14 protein-coding genes are annotated in these 15,718 nt (G+C 71.5%); 5 read left to right on the top strand and 9 right to left on the bottom strand.

Annotated features, from left to right (window positions below; genetic code table 11):
• Nucleotides 1–445 precede the first annotated feature (445 nt).
• From AB0F88_RS33615 to AB0F88_RS33605, 3 genes are all read right to left on the bottom strand, one after another.
• Nucleotides 446–874, bottom strand: a complete 429-nt coding sequence (locus AB0F88_RS33615; RefSeq protein WP_362693484.1) for a hypothetical protein — start codon at nt 872–874, stop codon at nt 446–448.
• Nucleotides 875–950: 76 nt separating this feature from the next.
• The gene (locus AB0F88_RS33610; RefSeq protein WP_362693478.1) at nt 951–1,658 is read right to left on the bottom strand and encodes a hypothetical protein; all 708 of its coding nucleotides are present in this window, start codon (nt 1,656–1,658) and stop codon (nt 951–953) included.
• A 148-nt stretch (nt 1,659–1,806) separates the two neighbouring features.
• Nucleotides 1,807–3,276 carry a hypothetical protein gene (locus AB0F88_RS33605; protein WP_362693475.1) on the bottom strand — a complete coding sequence of 490 codons (1,470 nt, stop codon included), beginning with the start codon at nt 3,274–3,276 and terminating at the stop codon, nt 1,807–1,809.
• Nucleotides 3,277–3,389: 113 nt separating this feature from the next.
• On the opposite strand from AB0F88_RS33605, the gene AB0F88_RS33600 reads away from it, so the two are divergent.
• The 3 genes from AB0F88_RS33600 (at nt 3,390) to AB0F88_RS33590 (ending at nt 6,001) form a co-directional block, all read left to right on the top strand.
• The gene (locus AB0F88_RS33600) at nt 3,390–3,701 is read left to right on the top strand and encodes a hypothetical protein (protein WP_362693472.1); all 312 of its coding nucleotides are present in this window, start codon (nt 3,390–3,392) and stop codon (nt 3,699–3,701) included.
• Nucleotides 3,702–4,382: 681 nt separating this feature from the next.
• Nucleotides 4,383–4,970 carry a DinB family protein gene (locus AB0F88_RS33595; RefSeq protein WP_362693469.1) on the top strand — a complete coding sequence of 196 codons (588 nt, stop codon included), beginning with the start codon at nt 4,383–4,385 and terminating at the stop codon, nt 4,968–4,970.
• Between the two features lie 290 nt (nt 4,971–5,260).
• On the top strand, nt 5,261–6,001 hold the full coding sequence (locus AB0F88_RS33590; RefSeq protein WP_362693466.1) for a hypothetical protein: 741 nt from the start codon (nt 5,261–5,263) through the stop codon (nt 5,999–6,001).
• Between the two features lie 179 nt (nt 6,002–6,180).
• On the opposite strand, the gene AB0F88_RS33585 is transcribed toward AB0F88_RS33590, so the two are convergent.
• Nucleotides 6,181–7,455, bottom strand: coding sequence for a glycosyltransferase (locus AB0F88_RS33585; RefSeq protein ID WP_362693463.1), 1,275 nt, complete (start codon nt 7,453–7,455; stop codon nt 6,181–6,183).
• On the bottom strand, nt 7,452–9,668 hold the full coding sequence (locus tag AB0F88_RS33580; RefSeq protein WP_362693879.1) for a GH92 family glycosyl hydrolase: 2,217 nt from the start codon (nt 9,666–9,668) through the stop codon (nt 7,452–7,454). The genes AB0F88_RS33585 and AB0F88_RS33580 overlap by 4 nt, the downstream gene beginning before the upstream one ends.
• Before the next feature lie 318 nt (nt 9,669–9,986).
• Between AB0F88_RS33580 and AB0F88_RS33575 the strand changes: the two genes are divergently transcribed.
• Both AB0F88_RS33575 and AB0F88_RS33570 read left to right on the top strand, forming a co-directional pair.
• Entirely contained in the window at nt 9,987–10,934 is a 948-nt protein-coding gene (locus AB0F88_RS33575; protein WP_362693461.1) for a sigma-70 family RNA polymerase sigma factor, read from the top strand.
• 218 nt (nt 10,935–11,152) lie between these two features.
• Complete coding sequence (locus tag AB0F88_RS33570; protein WP_362693458.1) at nt 11,153–11,992, top strand: GNAT family N-acetyltransferase; 840 nt, start codon at nt 11,153–11,155, stop codon at nt 11,990–11,992.
• 50 nt (nt 11,993–12,042) lie between these two features.
• Here the strand turns inward: AB0F88_RS33570 and AB0F88_RS33565 are convergent, their stop codons facing one another.
• The 4 genes from AB0F88_RS33565 to AB0F88_RS33550 all read right to left on the bottom strand — a co-directional run bounded on the left by AB0F88_RS33565 (nt 12,043) and on the right by AB0F88_RS33550 (nt 15,516).
• A complete protein-coding gene (locus AB0F88_RS33565; protein WP_362693455.1) occupies nt 12,043–12,477 on the bottom strand; it encodes an SDR family oxidoreductase in 435 nt (144 codons plus the stop codon).
• 98 nt (nt 12,478–12,575) lie between these two features.
• A complete protein-coding gene (locus tag AB0F88_RS33560) occupies nt 12,576–13,571 on the bottom strand; it encodes a sigma-70 family RNA polymerase sigma factor (protein WP_362693451.1) in 996 nt (331 codons plus the stop codon).
• A gap of 64 nt (nt 13,572–13,635) precedes the next feature.
• On the bottom strand, nt 13,636–14,685 hold the full coding sequence (locus AB0F88_RS33555; protein ID WP_362693448.1) for a phosphotransferase: 1,050 nt from the start codon (nt 14,683–14,685) through the stop codon (nt 13,636–13,638).
• 105 nt (nt 14,686–14,790) lie between these two features.
• Nucleotides 14,791–15,516 carry a hypothetical protein gene (locus tag AB0F88_RS33550; protein WP_362693445.1) on the bottom strand — a complete coding sequence of 242 codons (726 nt, stop codon included), beginning with the start codon at nt 15,514–15,516 and terminating at the stop codon, nt 14,791–14,793.
• Nucleotides 15,517–15,718: the final 202 nt, after the last annotated feature.

The following is a 15,718-nucleotide window of genomic DNA, read 5'->3' as shown; positions in this document are numbered from 1 at the left end:
GTCGATGGTAGAGGCCAATACCTCGTAACGGGCGTAGCGGTCGGGAAGGGTCGCGTGCAGCGCGAGGGTCACCCAGATCTACGAGGGCAGGGCACACCCAGGGCACATGGGCACGAGAAGCAGCGCGAAACGATGAGAACCAGTAAACGCCAAAAACCCAGCTCACAACGCCTTCCAGAAGATCACCGCAGGTCAGTCGCCATCACGGATCAGATCTCGATGTTCTAGTAGTGCTTTGTTGGGTCAGCCTGTTGCGGCTGGCCGGGTTGGCTGTGGGGTGGTTCGGATGCCGGCAACAGGGCTGGACGGACCTGGACGACCATGGACTGAGAGATCCCGAGGACCCGCCCCACCAGGTCCGGAAGACAGCTGTAGAGGGTCATGTTCTACTCCGTAACGAAGAGGCCCGGGATTCGGACCGGCAGGCCGTGACGGGGGCCCTGCTCTACTTCGCGCGTACGGTCACCGCTGCTCGCGGCGCGTGGAAGACCAGGCGCAGTGTGAAGGTGTCCAGCGTGAACATGTCGGCACCGTCCCAGTCGAACTGCCCGACCTGCCCCGGCGGAGCATCAGGATCGGCGGCAACGCGGTCATGGCCCTCCTGGTCCTCGTGCCACTCGACAAGGCGGACGTCCTCGAACCGGAAGACCACGACAGGCGTCTCCGACAGTTCGGGCGGAGTCCACCGCTGGTCGTAGACGAACTCCAGCTCCAACGTCGGCGGCCTGCCGGGCTCATAGGTCAGGCGCCTGAAATCGATGTCGTGAAGGTAGACGCGGGCATCCTCCTCGGTCCGGAACTCGTACAGCCCTCCCCTGGATGTGATGCCACGATCCCTGTCCTTCGTCACGCCGGCGAATGCGGTCACTGACATGAGGACATGGTCCTACAGGCCGGAACGACCTCGGCAGGTCTCGAGCGGTGCCGGCAGCGCCGCCGGTGATGTCTTCCTACCAACTGAACGGGAGGTTGGATCGGCGGGTTTCCACGTCGTCGTAAATCGCACGCAGCCATGGCCGGCGAACCTCCGGCAGTCGTGCCAGCGCGTCCAGGAACATTTCCCGGTCGAGCCGGAACGGGCCGAACGGCAGTGGTGGTGGAGGGTCATCGCGGTAGACGCCGTCGGGTAGCCCGCCCGACGCGGGGCGGAGCCGCCGATTGCGGCTGAAGGCCATGTACGTCCACACGTCGGCGGCCAGCGGCACCGCCGCCTCCGTGCCGGACGGCCATGTCTCCCCGGTCTGCGGATGCCGCGGGACCAAGGCGATGTCCGTGACCGTGGCGGGCAGCCCGGGCCCGGTCAGGGCCAGGCTCCTCGTCGGGGGCTCGGCCGGGAGCAGGGCGTCGAGCGCCGGACGGAACGCGTCGGCGACAGGGCCGCTGGGAACCACGACCCGCGCACCGCCCGACGCGGCCAGCAGGTGGGCCAGCGCCACCGAGACCGCCACCTCCCACACCGGGCTCCACGACCCGATCGGATCGACCGGCGGTCTCTCCGGCTGCTCCCGCAGCTCCTCCCAGCTGAGCACCCGGCGAGCGGGCGCGTCGACGTCGAGGGGACGTACGGCGCGCGGGTCCAGCCACACCACCTGCCAGTACCCGCAGTCGTCGATGAGGGGAAGCGCTCGGTGCCGATCCGGCGACAGGCCATGCCGCATCTCACGAGGGATGGGGAATGCCGTACGGCGGCCGATACGGCGACACCGCCTTACAGGATCATTCTCCACAAACTCGCGTCCACCGTCTGAGCAGGGCGAGATGCCGTTGACGAGGCGTCTGCCCTTCTTACGGACCAAAAGGTGCGAGCTAGAAGTCGCGCCACTCGTCGAACAGGTCGGCGGCCTCGGAATCCGGGATGCCGGCGCGTCGCGCCAGGTCGAAGAAGGCGTCCCCGGCCTGTTCTCGCCGGAGCGTGTCGATGATCTCGTAGCGTTCTTCGATCTCGTTGAGTTTCTCGACGAGGGTCCGCAGGATCGGCCGTGCCTCGGCCACCGTGGCGGGATCGTCGGCGGGTAGGCGGCCGATGGCGCGGAGGGCGGACGCGTAGGCCCTGCACGCGGCGGCGCCCGCTCGTTCGTCGTCATCGACCCAGTCACGCAGCGGGTTGTCGACATTGGCCGCCAGCCAGGCGTCGGACTTGGCGCCCTGGACGGCCACGTGCACGGGCGTGCCCTTGTAACGGGCTTTGAGAAGTTTGGCCTGGCTGAGCCGGATCCCGTCGATGCTCAGGCGGCGCAGGGACGCGGCGGAAGGCGGTAGGGAGGGTGCGTCGATGCCGTAGGCGTCGGTGAGCCGCAGGGTGTGCAGTCGCGGGAAGCCGCTCAGGTCGGAGGCGTCCAGCCGGCCGTACGGCCTGCTCCACCGCAGGTGCAGCGACTCCAGGCCGGTGAGGGCTCCCAGTGAGAGCAGTGAGAGGTCACCTGCCGTCTGGAGGTCGAGATCGCGGACTCCGTGCAGGCCGCTCGGGACGGTACCGGCCGACGAGGTCGTGGTCAGCCGGATCCACCGGCCGTCCTCGGCCGCCTCGACGACCTCGGGCGGTTCACCTGTCAGGTGCAGGGTCATCAGGCCGGGTGGCAGGCGCAGGTGTCGTAGCCCGGTGCCGGAGATCGTCAGCGTGGTGAGGTGTGTCGTGCTCAGATCGACGGTGCTCGGTGGATCATCCCAGGTGAGCTGGTCGATGAGAGGGCGGTTGGTGAGAGCCTCGGCGAGGCCGCGATCGGGGCCGGAGAATCCCAGGGCGGTCAGGCAGGGCAGCGTGTCCAGGGCCGACCAGCGAACCCGGGGGAGGTGAGCCGGAAGGTCGAGGTGCCACATCGTGGCGTACTGGGTCTGCGGTCCGTCGCCGAGATCGACCACGACCGGGTTGGGGGTGGAGTTGTCGTAGACGGCCTTGACGTCCGCGGGAATCTGCAGATCCCACCGCCGCTGACAGACGATGGACAACGACAGGTTCTCCCAGACGCCGTAGGCGTTGGTCTCCTGCGGGATGCCGGGCAGGAGCGGCATGTGCCCGAGCCAGCGGAAATCCGGTGGCGGGGGAACGGAGCGGTCGACCCTGAGGGCGTTCAGTCTTCCCAGCCGTTCAGGCCGGTTGTGGTGGGTGAGGACGAGAGGGCCGGCCGAGGCGAGGTCGTCCAGGGTGGGCATCACCTCGGAGTAGCGGTCGAGCATGCACACCGTCACCCAGCCGTCGGCGCTGATCCCGCCCACCTGGCACGCACCGTGGCCGCCCAGCGGAAGGGGCACGGCCGCGACGTCTCCGACCTTCACCATGGCCGGAAAGATAGCAACCGCCTATGACAAGATCGCATTTCATCGGCCGGGCTGCTCGCTCCAGCCTCTGGGCTCCTCGTGGAGGTGAGGCCGTGGAGAAAGGAGCTGATGAGGTGAGGTACTTCCGGCGCGGGTGGGACGAGAATCGGGGAGATGAGTACGCGAGCTGGGGAACGTCCACGTTCTACCTGGCGCTCGATGACGATGGGTATGCCCACGTGCAGGTCGAGGCCTATGCCGACGGAACGGTGATCGCCTATGACGCGGAGCACGACGAGGACCGGTACGGCGGTCTGACCTACGCGCAGCTGGAACTCGACGAGTTCGCTCCGTACGAGATCGGTGAGCGTGAGTTCTTCGAGGATCTGGGCCGCCTGCGACCGATGAACCTGCGGGCCGGTCAATCGTGGCCGCCCGGCGGATGATGCCCTTGTCGCGTCGCCGTCCGGTGAGAGCACGAAAACCGGCGAGAAGTGACGCGGGTCGTACGGCGTCGGTGTGCTGCTCGGAGGGTGGGCGGCGGGCCGGTGTATACGGACGTCCGGACGGTACGTCAGCTGCCGGTGTCGTCGCCCGGCCTTTGCGCCCTGAAGGGGCGGGGGTGTGCGGCAGCGGCGTCGAGCAGTTCCGGGAGCGTGCCCTCGAACGCCGGTAGCAGTTCCAGCAGTGCCGGCCAGAACCCCGCCGGCGCCGACCGCGCGGCCGTGTCGAACAGCCGAGCACAGTGATCGAGGAGGTCGTCGCCGTGCTTGCCCTCGGACGAGGGCGCGGAAGCGGGCAGCGGGCAGGCGTACTGGAGGATTCGCCTGGCGGGGCGGCTCCGCGCCGGCAGTTCTTCGTCGGTGAGGACTCGCGCGGCCCGGATCCGGTGAAAGAGACCCCAGGGGTTGTGGATGTGGCGCGGTCACGGCCGGCGGTCCGATCACGTCGAGCCCCGCGGCCTGTAGCTCCGCCTGCGCGACCCTCCGCACGTCCGGGGAGAGCAGCCGCAGCATCCGGGTGCCGATGTTCGCCATGTTTCAATTCTTTCGCAATTCAGGTCAGAAAGTGACCTCTATCCGGCCTAACGTGGGTCCTGACCGACGGAACTACGGAAGGCGAAGACCGTGAGCGAGACCACGACCGTTGAAGAGCTGACCACCCGCGACATCACGGACGCGCCCGTCGCCGCCCAGACGCCCGCCGCCACCGGCGAGCGCGCCGACCTGCTGGCGATGCTGGCCAAGCACCGGCACTTCCTGCGCTTCACCACCCGCGACCTCACCGACGAGCAGGCCGGGCTGCGGACCACCGCCAGCGAGCTGTGCCTGGGCGGGCTGGTCAAGCATGTCGCGGCGGTCGAACGGAACTGGGTGGACTTCATCCTTGAAGGCCCGTCGGCGATGGGCGACTTCGCCACCATGACCGAGGCCGACTGGGCCCGGAGGGCCGACGAGTTCCGGATGCTGCCCGGCGAGACGCTGGCCGGTGTGCTGGCAGACTACGCCGAGGTCGCTCGACGGACCGACGAGCTGGTCGCCGGCCTGCCCGGGCTGGACGCCGCCCAGCCGCTGCCGGAGGCCCCGTGGTTCGAGCCCGGCGCGCGGTGGTCGGCCCGCAGGGTGCTGATACACATCATCGCCGAGACCGCCCAGCACGCCGGCCACGCCGACATCCTCCGCGAATCCCTTGACGGCGCCAAAAGCATGGGCTGACACCTCGGATCGAACGTCCTGGGAAGGCTGGGGCGAGCCGGTTCGCCGGGCTGTGCCGCCCCCACCGCCCCCGCCGCTCCCGCCGCTCCCGCCGCTCCCGGCGTTCCGTCGCCCCCGCCGCTTCCGCCGTTCCGTCGCCCCCGCCGGGTTCGACCGGCCGCGGGCGCGGGAAGGGTCCTCGCGACGAGGCCGGCGCGCGACGTCCGCCTGCCAGGGGAAGCGCCTGACCTCGGACGATGCCGGCTGAACCACCTGGGGGAAAAGTACGTTTATGGGGCATGAGACTACGAATGACCCTGCTTGTCGCACTGTTGTCGCTGACCGCGGCCTGTGGAGGAGTGGAAGCGGACATGTCGGCGACCCCGGCCGATGACGGGCCGGCGAAGCCGGTCGCCCTGTGGGGTTCCGAAGGCGGGTTCGTGACCGCGACCACGAACGTGCTGCGCCCGCCGAGGGTGGTGCTGTACGGCGACGGCCTGGTGATCGTTGACGCGCGCAGGCAGCTGAGGCTCACCGGTGCCGAGGTGGACGAGACGGTCGCGTCGATGGAGAGATACCTGACCGGGCAGCCGCCGACCGCGACGCCCAGGCCGGGCGCGCCGATGGTGACGGACGTGCCGGCCACCGTCCTCGGGGTACGGGGGAAGGACGGGAAGATGCTGGAGGTCCGGGTCCCGGCCCTGGACCAGGTCGCGGGCTTCTACCCGAAGGAGCTCCCGGAGGCGAAGAAGCTGATGGACGGCCTGGCGACCCGGGCGGCGGCCTCGGGTACCGACTACGTCGCCACCCGCGTCCGGATGGTCGCCGAGGGGGCCGCGTCGGCGGAGGGCACGCCGGCGCCGTGGCCCGCGGGGGTCCCGGAGCCTTCGGGCACGGTGGACCCGGTCTGGCGCAAGGACGTCGAGGGGGCGGCGGTGAGCGCGATCACCAAGGCGGTGCCCGCCGGGCCGGAGCACAGCAGGTCACTCTTCAAGACCGGTTCGGGGGCGCTCTTCGTGCTCTCCTGGCGGTACCTGCTGCCTGACGAGTAGCGAGAACGGCAAGGGCCGATGACGGGGCTCACGGCGGCCCCGTCACTCCGCCCGGCCGGAACCGTACCCCGGCCGGAACCGCACCGGCGAGAAGGGTGCCCGAGGTGCGGTCGGGGGATCACGGGCCGCCGGGGCCGTGCCGAGGCCGGGAACCACCGGCCGCCGGGGCCGTGCCGAGGTCAGCGGGCCCCGGCGGTGAGCGCCTCCTGCGGGAACAGGTCGTCGAACACCGCGGCCCGGTCGAAGGCCATCGCGCGGGTGCGGGCGCGGAGTTCCAGGTCCCGCCGCTCGGCGGCGGGCATGTCCAGGACCACCCGGTCCACGGCCGCGGCCAGGCCGCCGATGTCCCTGGGCTCGACGATGACGGCGGCGTCGCCGACCGCCTCCAGGGTCCCGCCCGTCTTGGTGGTGACGATCGGTCCGCCGCCGGCGAGCATCTTCTCGGCCAGGGCGATGCCGAACGTCTCCACGAAGTCGGGCTCGGGCCTGGTCGGCAGCACGTAGGCCGCGCAGCCGCGCATGAGCAGCGGCTTCTCGTGGTCGTCGACATCGGTGAGGATCACCACCCGGTCGTCCTCCTTGGCCAGCGCCCGCACCTCCTCCAGCGCGGGCCCGGTGCCGGCGACGACCAGTTTCACGCGTGACCGGCAGCGCATCCGGCCGTAGGCGGCCAGCAGGTCGTCGATGCCCTTGGCCCGGGTCACCCGGGACAGGAACAGGATGTACCCGTCACGCTCCAGCCCGCGTTCCGCGAGGGCGGCGTCCACGTGCGCCGGGTCCAGGTCGAGGAAGGCGGCGGAGTCGATCGGCGGGTAGCTGACGGTCACGCGGCGCCGGCACTGCTCGGCGAACGTGGTGCCGCAGTGGGCGTCCACCTGCTCGGCCGAGGCGACGATCTCCTCCCGGGTGTACTCGGAGACCGCGACGACCTCGTCGTTGGCCAGGAACGTGGTGAACAGCACGGTCGCCGCGCCGAACCGGCCCTCCCGCAGGCACGACCGGATCACGTTGGTCACGTCGGAGCCGACCGCTTTCGCAACGGTGTGCACGTCGGGCGCGAACCCGGCCGCGCGCGCGGCCCCGACCGCGTCCACGACCACCGAGGCGTGCGGGACGGTGTACATGGACAGGCAGGTCGTGGGCACCGGTTCGGCGAGCAGTTCGACGAGCCGGCCGGTGAGCCCGGCCTGGTGGCGCCCGTCCGGCACCCGGTAGTCCCCGACCGGCTCCGGGCGCTCCACGGTGATCCCCGGGCTGTACGGCAGCAGCCGGTCGAGCGGCTTGAGGGGCAATCCGGCCGCCTGGAGCGTCGGGATCGTCCAGGTCAGCAGCCGTACGTCGTCGAAACCGCGGGTCAGCGCCACCTCGGCGAGGTTGCGGGCCTCGCCGGAGTGGCCGCAGATGACCGGGTCGGCTCTGACCACGATGACGAGACGGCGGCGGGGATTGGTCATCGTGATTCCTTCGATGTGGCGGGCGGATCGGAAAGGGACGGCGGGCGGGCCTCCCGCCCCCACCCCGACGGCTCCGGGCCCAGCCGCAGGTGCAGCACGCCGCCCCGGTGCACGGTGGCGGCGCTCAGGTGCGTCGCGTGCAGAGGCCTGCCGTCGAGGGTCGCCGACTGGACGTACTGGGCCGGCAGGTCGCGGTCGACGCCGTCGACGCCGATCGGTGTCTCGCGGTGCCCGCTGGTCTCGACGACGAACTCGCCGTCGCCGGTCCTGAGCACGGACCTGGCGAACGCGGGCGCGTTGACCAGGAACAGGTTCTGCCCGGCGATCGGGAACAGTCCCAGCGAGGCCCAGACGTACCAGGAGCTCAGGCCGCCGGAGTCGTCGTTGCCGGGCAGCCCGCCGGGGCCGGTGCCGAACTGCCAGGTCAGCGCCGCGTGGACCACCCGGGCCGTACGGTCGGGCCGCCCCGCGTAGTGGTAGGCCCACGGCGCTTCCATGTCGGGCTCGTTGTTCAGCCCCTCGAACCGGTTCAGGGCGTATCCGGCCGCCATCTCCGCGGGCTGAGGGCGCAGGCCGGGCTGCGTCACCGGTGCGGCGCCGAAGCCGAAGAACCTGTCCAGCATGTCGACGAAGGCCCGGTCGCCGCCGGCCAGGGCGATCCGCGCGGCCATGTCGTGCAGCAGCCGGAACGAGTAGTTCCACTTGCCGCCCTCGTAGAACTCCGAGTCGCGCAGCAGTCCCGTGCCCGGGTCGAAGGCGTTGGTCCACTGGCGGCCGCGCTCCTCCAGGTCGTCGGCCAGCTGCCGGTCGTTCAGCGCGCGGGCGACCTGCGCGGTGCAGTGGTGGCCGTAGGCGATGTCGAGGGTGTGGGTGATCGGGTGCACCACCCCGTGCTCGAAGAACTCCTCGCCGTACAGGCGGCGCAGGTCGTCGACCATGTGCACGAGCGCCCAGTTCCAGTCCAGGCCCGCCCGGCCGAGGGCGTGGGCGTCCGCCAGCGCGGTGTGCGCGAGCGCGCTGGCCTGGCGGTAGAACCGGTCGGCGCCGCGGGCCATCCGGTAGCCGACGGGGAAGTTCCCCTCCTCCTCGCAGACCCGGATCAGCGACTCCAGCAGGTCCGCGGCCCGGTCCGGGACGATGGCCGCGAGCAGCGGCAACTGCGTCTTGTAGATGTCCCACATGGTGCACACGTCGAACGCGAACGGTCCGGGGGTCGGCCAGAACGGGCTCTCGTCGTCGGCGAAGCACGGCTTGATCAGCGAGTGGTAGAGCGCCGTCGCGAACACGGTGCGCCGGGCCGGCGTGCCACCCTCGACCTGGACGCGGCCGAGGTGGTCGCCCCAGCGCACCCGGGTCCGGGAACGCACCGCGTCGAACGCCGGTCGCGCGTGCCCGCACTCGCTCTCCAGGTTCTGCCGCGCCTGGTCGCACCCGCGCAGCGAGAATCCGAGCCGCACCTCGATCGTCTGCCCCGCTTCGGCCGGGCCCATGAAGAGCATGCCGAAGGGCCGCAGCGTGGTGTGCCGGATGCTGTCGAAGTCCAGGCGGGTGCCGCCGTCGATGAGCCGGCGGTCGTACCAGAGCATCTGCCGCCAGCCGGGGCTGTCGACGTCCAGGTACACCGACAGCGGGACGCCCTCCATCACCACCGTGCCCTGGGCCCGGCCGTGGCCCATGCTCTCCACCTGCGCCCGCAACGGCACGGTACGGCCGTGCTCGATGGCGAGGCCGCCGCAGGACAGGTCGATCACCACGCGGGCGCTGCCGTGCTCGGGGAACGTGTATCGGTGAACGGCGACCTTGGTGCCCACGGTGAGCTCGCAGCGGACCCCGGTGTCCAGGGTGGCCGCGTAGTAGCCCGCCTCCGCCACCTCGTCGCGCAGCGGCCAGGCCTCTCCCAGCGCGTCCAGCGGCTGCACCATCGGGGTGACCCGGACGTAGTTGTAGTACTTGCGGATCGCGCCGGTGCCGGACTGCTGGAAATGGCTGAACCCGGACGCCTGCAGCCGCCCGAACATCTCCTCGGGCACGCCCTCGGTGTTCTTCGTGTACCTTCCGTAGCCGGTCGGATACGCCCCGGAGTATGCGCAGGCCGACACCATGCCCAGCGGCGACGTGGCTCCCGGGTGGGTGTTGCCCACCTGGGGTTTCGGACGCCACCAAGTAGCGGCCAGACCGTGTGCCCGAGGCAGGTCGGTGGCCGCTACGCCGATGAAGGGGTCAACGTTGTCGAGGATGGCGGAAATCTACCCAGTGTGATGTCCCCTTAGGTTTCGGCGAGGTGAAATCCTGTGTCCTGAGGTGCGAAAAGCCCTGACGGGGTGATCCGCGCCGGCTTCGATCTCTCGCCGTCGTCGTACGAAGACTCTCGCCGTCGTCGTACGAAAATCTCTCGCCGTCGTCTTACGAGGAGGGGCGCTCCGGTCCCTGCTTCGCGGGAACGAGGACGGGTTCGCGGCGTGGCCCTCGCGCCGGACGCGCCGGCGGGGCCCTTTACCGCCGGTGGGGAGGCTGTGGGTAGCCTCGCGGTCATGGGAGACGGGGCGCCGGCAGAGGTTGATCTGGTCCGCGAGGCGCAGGCCGGCGACGTCGGCTCACTCGGGCTGCTGCTGGCCCGGTACCAGGCGGACATGCGCGCGGTGGCGCTGGGCGTCCTGGGCCGTGTCCCCGAGGCCGAGGACGCCGTCCAGGAGGCCGCCCTGGTCGCGTTGCGCCGTATCGGGGACGTCCGGGATCCGCGCGCGGTGGCGCCCTGGCTACGGGCGATCGTCCGCAATGTCTGCCGGATGCACCTTCGGAGCAGAAAGGCGGTGCCGGTCGGTGATCTCGAGTCGCTGGTGCTGCCGCGAGGTGAGCCCGATCCCGGGGAGCTCCTGGACCGGTACGCCACGCGGGACTGGGTCTGGAGCGCGGTGGAGGAACTGTCCCCGAACCTGCGGCTGGTGACGATGCTGCGCTACTTCACCGACGTGACGGCCTACGAGGACATCGCGGAACTGTGCGCCGTGCCGGTCGGCACGGTGCGCAGCCGGCTCAGCCAGGCGCGCGCCAAACTGTCCGAGGCCCTGCTGGCGACCGCGAGCCTGGCCCACGACGACGCGGCGGTGCTGACCGAGGCGCGCCGCAGGGAGGCCGAGGAGACGCTGCGGGCCGCGCGCCGCGGCTCGTTCGCCGAGGCCCTGGCGGCGCACTGGTCCCCGGAGGTGGACATCACCTGGTCCCGGGGCCGGCGCACGAAGGGCTTCGACTACCTCGTACGGGCGATGAACCGCGATCTTGACGACGGCGTGCACCAGCGCCTGACCAATGTCGTGGCCGGTCGTGAGGTGGTCATCTGGGAGACCGACCTGGTGAACCCGCCCGACGACCCTTTCCACTGCCCGCCGGCGGCCGTGTGGGTGCAGTTCCTGGAGGCGGGCAGGGTACGGCGGTTCCGGCTGTTCCATCTCCCGCGCGACGCCGGTGTCCCGGGTGCGTAGCGCCGATCCGTCACGGCGGGGCACGGCGGTGTGCGGCCGGTTCCCGTGAATTCGCGGACGGATCGAACTTCCGGGGTGGCCGGCGCATCTTGCAGGCGTAAGGCCCCGGGGCGCGAGTCGCGTGAACGCGAGACGCGACCGCGGGGGTGTCGAGGGATCCGATGCATCCAGTGCATCCAGTGCATCCAGTGCATCAAGTGCATCCGAGGGGAAACAGCATGTCGCAGGACCGGTTGACCGCTCTCGCCGAAGGCGCCGAGGCGGAGTTCATGTACCAGTACGAATCGTTCGCACCGCCGTCCGTCGCGTCCCTGCTCGGGATCACCACCGCGCGGATCGGCGGCGGCGTCGCCCTCTCGATGCGGCACGACGTGACGGGCTACTGGAGCAAGGCGCTCGGGTTCGGCTTCGAGGAGCCGATCACCGGGGACCTCGTCGACCGCGTGGTGGACTTCTACCGCGCGGAGGACAGCAAGGGGGCGGTCATCCAGATCGCTCCGGACGTGTTGCCGCCTGACTGGGACGACATCCGCGCCGGCCACGGCATCGTTCCGGGATCGTCCTGGGTGAAGCTGTCGTGCCCGATCGACGAATTCCGGCCGGGCCGGACCGGGATGCGCGTCGGGCCGGTCGGTCCCGGCGCCGCCTCGGAGTGGGCCTCGGTCGTCCTGCGGGGGTTCGGCATGCCGGAGGAGGGGCTCGCCGAGATGCTGGCGGCCAGCGTCGGGCATCCGGCCTTCCGGCCGTTCGCGGTCTGGGACGGCGACGAGATGGTCGCCGGAGCCAATCTCTTCGTCCACGGGGAGATCGGCTCCCTGAACGCCGCCTCGACGCTGCCCGGCCACCGCAACCGCGGCGCGCAGTCGGCCCTGCTGGCGGCCCGCGCCAAGGAGGCCGCGAACGCGGGCTGCCGCCGGCTCGTCGCCGAGGCCGGACTGCCGGCGGAGGGTTCGGCCAATCCGTCGCTGAACAACATGCTCGCGGCCGGGCTGCGGCCGCTGTACAACCGGCGGAACTGGATCTGGCGGCCGGACGCCGGCCCGGCCGGCGGGTCGTGATCCAGCCGTCGGTCCAAAACTGTTGATCCAGGACTCTTCGCCCGGGACCGTCAGTCCGGGACCGCGCCGCAGGTGATGTTGATCGCCGTACCCGTCATGGTGCGGGCCAGGTCGGAGGCGGCGAAGACGGCCACGTTGCCGACGTCCTCCAGCGACGCCGCCCGCCCGGTCAGGGTCTGCCCGACGATGTCCCGCTCGATGGCCTCGCGCTGGTCGAGGTCCGCCGGGATCGTCTCGGGCAGGCCACCGGTCCGCAGTGTGACGACGCGGATCCCGTACGGTCCGAGCTCGGCGGCCAGCTGGCGGCGCATGGCCTCGACCGCGCCTCCCGCGGCGCGGATCTGGCCGGCGACCCTTTCCAGGGTCGCCGGGGTCCGCCCGGCGAGGAAGACGCGTGCCCCCTCGCGGCCGAACGCGCGGGCCACGGCGCCTCCGACCGAGCCGCCCCCGCCGTAGACGATCGCGTTCCTGCCCTTGAGCAACATGGCCTGCCTCCTGCGTGCCGATCGGGTGGTGTTCACCCCGTACAACCCGCGGAGGGCGCCGAACTCATCGGCCGGGGCCGGCGTCGGCCGGTGCCGGGTCAGTCCGCGATCTCGGCGGGGAGGCCGAACAGGGGGAAGATCTCCGGCGTCAGGAACGAGACGACCTCGGCGATCCTCGTGCCCCGCGGCGCGAGCAGGTCGAGCCCGGCCGCGACGTAGACCTTCCTGTCCTCGTCCCACGCGTAGGTGCCGAACGCGAGCTGCCCGTTCGCGCGCGCCGGCAGGAAGCGCCACCGGCAGGTCAGCGGCCCCTCGACCAGGAAGGCCCTGATCTCCTCGCGGCCCTCGTACCATTCCGGCAGCGGCGGCATCGCGTACCTGGCGTCGTCGGTCAGCATCGCCACGATGGCCTCGACGTCTCCGGCCTCCCACGCGGCCGCGTACCGGTCCGCCAGCTTCCGGAGCCCCTCCTCGTCCGGGGAGCGCGGGCCGGTGCCGGGACGCCGGGTGCCGAGGGTCCTGCGGGCGCGCTGCAGCGTGCTGTTGACCGACGCGACCGTGGTCTCCAGCAGGTCCGCGACCTCGCGCGCCGGGAATCCGAGCACCTCGCGCAGGACCAGGACGGCCCGCTGGCGGGCCGGCAGATGCTGGAGCGCGGCGACGAAGGCCAGTTCCATCCCCTCGCGCGCCACGTAGCGGGCCTCGGGGCCCGGCCTCTCGTCGGGGTACGGCTCGACCCACGAGGTCTCGGCGAGCGGCGCGACACCCGGGCCGAAATCGGTGGGCAGCTCCCGGCGACCCCGGCTTTCGATCAGCGTCAGGCACCTGTTGGTCGCGATCCTGTACAGCCACGGCCGGATCGAGGAGCCGCGCTCCTCGAACCGCTCCAGGCCCCGCCAGGCGCGCACCAGCGACTCCTGCAGGGCGTCATCGGCGTCGTGAACCGATCCGAGCATCCGGTAACAGTGCGCGTGCAGCTCGCCGCGGAACGGGTCGACCAGCCGCCCGAAGGCGTCGGGGTCACCCCTCCTCGCGGACTCCAGCAGCCGCGCTCCGGGCGCGTCGGTCCCGGATTCCCGCTCGACCTCGCTCATCCCGCGGAACCCTACCGGCGAGCCCCGGCGGGCGGGGCGGGCGGGGCGGGCGGGGCAGGCACCTTCAGGCCCCGAGCGCGAGCCACGAGTCCGCCGCCAGGGACGCGAAGGAGTCCAGCGGCGCCCTCGCGAACTCGCTCGCCCGCGCGTGGCCCTGGACGCGGATCGACCGCTCCCACACCAGGGTGCGAGCGATCTTGCCGACCCGGCAGGCCAGCTCCAGCTCCTCGACGAGTTCCGCGTGCGGGGCGAGGTCGCCGAACACGCCGAGGTAGGCGTCCCTGGCGCGCAGGATCGCCGGGTCGTCGGGGGCGAGGCCCAGCTGGAGGTGCAGGAATCCCAGGGCGACCAGCATGCTGGCGAACGGGTGGGCCACGACGCTGTCGCCCCAGTCGTGGAACCGTACCCGGCGGGTCGGAGCGGTCCCGGTCACCAGGATGTTCCAGGGGTGCAGGTCGTTGTGGTCCAGGCTCGGCGGTACGGACGCGGCGGCGAGCCGCTCACTCCACGAGACGAAGGTGGCGCGCATGGCGGTCACCCGCCGGTGGGCCTCCCTGTCGGACGTGTCGCCGTAGCGCTCCACGTACTTCCCGACCGCGTGCGCCGCCTCGTCGAAGCGCCGCGGCATGACGGCGGCGCGCATGTCGGTGACGCCGATCGGCGGCAGGTCCTCGACGTACGGCATGAGGTCGCGCTGGAGCCGGCCGTACTCCGGCAGGGCCGTCACCAGGGCGTCGGCCAGGGCGGCGCCGTCCACGCGGTCCCCGAGCGGTGTCCCGCCGTCGGGCAGCAGGACCCAGCCGCGCTCGACGTCGACGGCGATCGGGGGCGGGATCCGCTCCGGCGCGACCCGCAGCAGGAGCCGGTAGAGCCCCACCTCGAACGCGGTGTCCGGTCCGGGGGCCTTCAGCCACACCGGGCCTCGGGTGGTGGGTGCCCTGAGCACCGTCCCCCACGGCCGCAGGTGCGGCTGGGTGACCTCGCCGGTCCGCTCCGTCCCCGCCTCGGCGAGCCGCTCGTCCAGCCATGACACCGCGCCCTGCCGCCAGGCCGCCGAGGACCAGAGCGCGGTTCCGTGCCCGGGGTCCGTGCCCGGGCGTTCCACGTGTGTCATGCCTGCCTCCTGTGAGCCGACGGGTTCCGTCGCCGCGTACAACCCGCGGGAGTCCGGGAAATCATCGCCCGTGGCCGGACACGCCGGGCCGGGAGGGGGAACGCGCTAGTCGAAGAACTGCCAGATGCTGAACCTTCGCACGTAGAGGGGAGTGGAGTCCCGGCCGAGCACCCGGATCCGCCGGATGCGGGTCTGCTGGTTCATCGTGACCTTCACGCACTTCAGGCACGCCTCGTGGAACCCCGGCAGGGCGAAGTAGGAGATGGACGCGGCGCGGTGCCCCAGCCCCCGGTCGGAGAGCCCCAGCCCCACCTCCCGGTAGAGGCGTCTGGACCCCTTCAGGTTGAACGCGGTGGAGCCGATGAGCGCGTGGTTCGACTTCGGGGGGCAGTGCACGAATATCCGGACGTGGCCGGCCTGGCGGGGCCACAGGGGCAGAACGCGGAGCGAGGGGACCTTCTTCAGCCACGGGGGGATGGTGTTCCTGCCTCCGAAGGGGGGCAGCGAGACCGTGTGGTCGGTCCTGGTGCTGAGGGTCGCGGTCGCGGTGGCACCGGAACCGGCACTGGCCACCGGGGTCGAGGTGGCCATGGGGGTGGGCGTGGGGGTGGCGCCGGGCGCGGCCATGGGGGTGGGAGTGGCGCCGGGCGCGACGGCGGGCGTGGGGGTGGCGTCGACGTCGACCGTGGCGGCGGGCGCGCGCCCGGGGGCCGTGGTGGCGGGCGCACGCGCGGGACCGGGCGGGGGAGGGGGTGGGGCGGCCGGTCCGGCCGGGCTGCTCGGGCCCGCCGTGAGAACGGCCGCGACTGCGATTCGTATGGCGAGACGCATACGTTCCTCCTGCCGGACGCCCGGGTCGCTGTACGGTCGTCACGTGGTGTGACATGGGTGCCGGTGGAGGGGACCTGCCCGGGGACGCCCCGGAAGAGGACGTCGCATGTGGGGCCTGACCAGGCTGATCGTCTCGATTATGTCGGTTGGGGCGCACAACGGAGGGAGCCACGCTGGTAGGGCCCCCGACCCGGGCGACGTG

This window comes from Streptosporangium sp. NPDC023963, assembly GCF_040639135.1.
In the GTDB taxonomy this organism is placed as follows: Bacteria; Actinomycetota; Actinomycetes; order Streptosporangiales; family Streptosporangiaceae; genus Streptosporangium.
The sequence above is the reverse complement of the archived record's forward strand: the minus strand, read 5'-3'. Positions and strand labels throughout refer to the sequence as shown.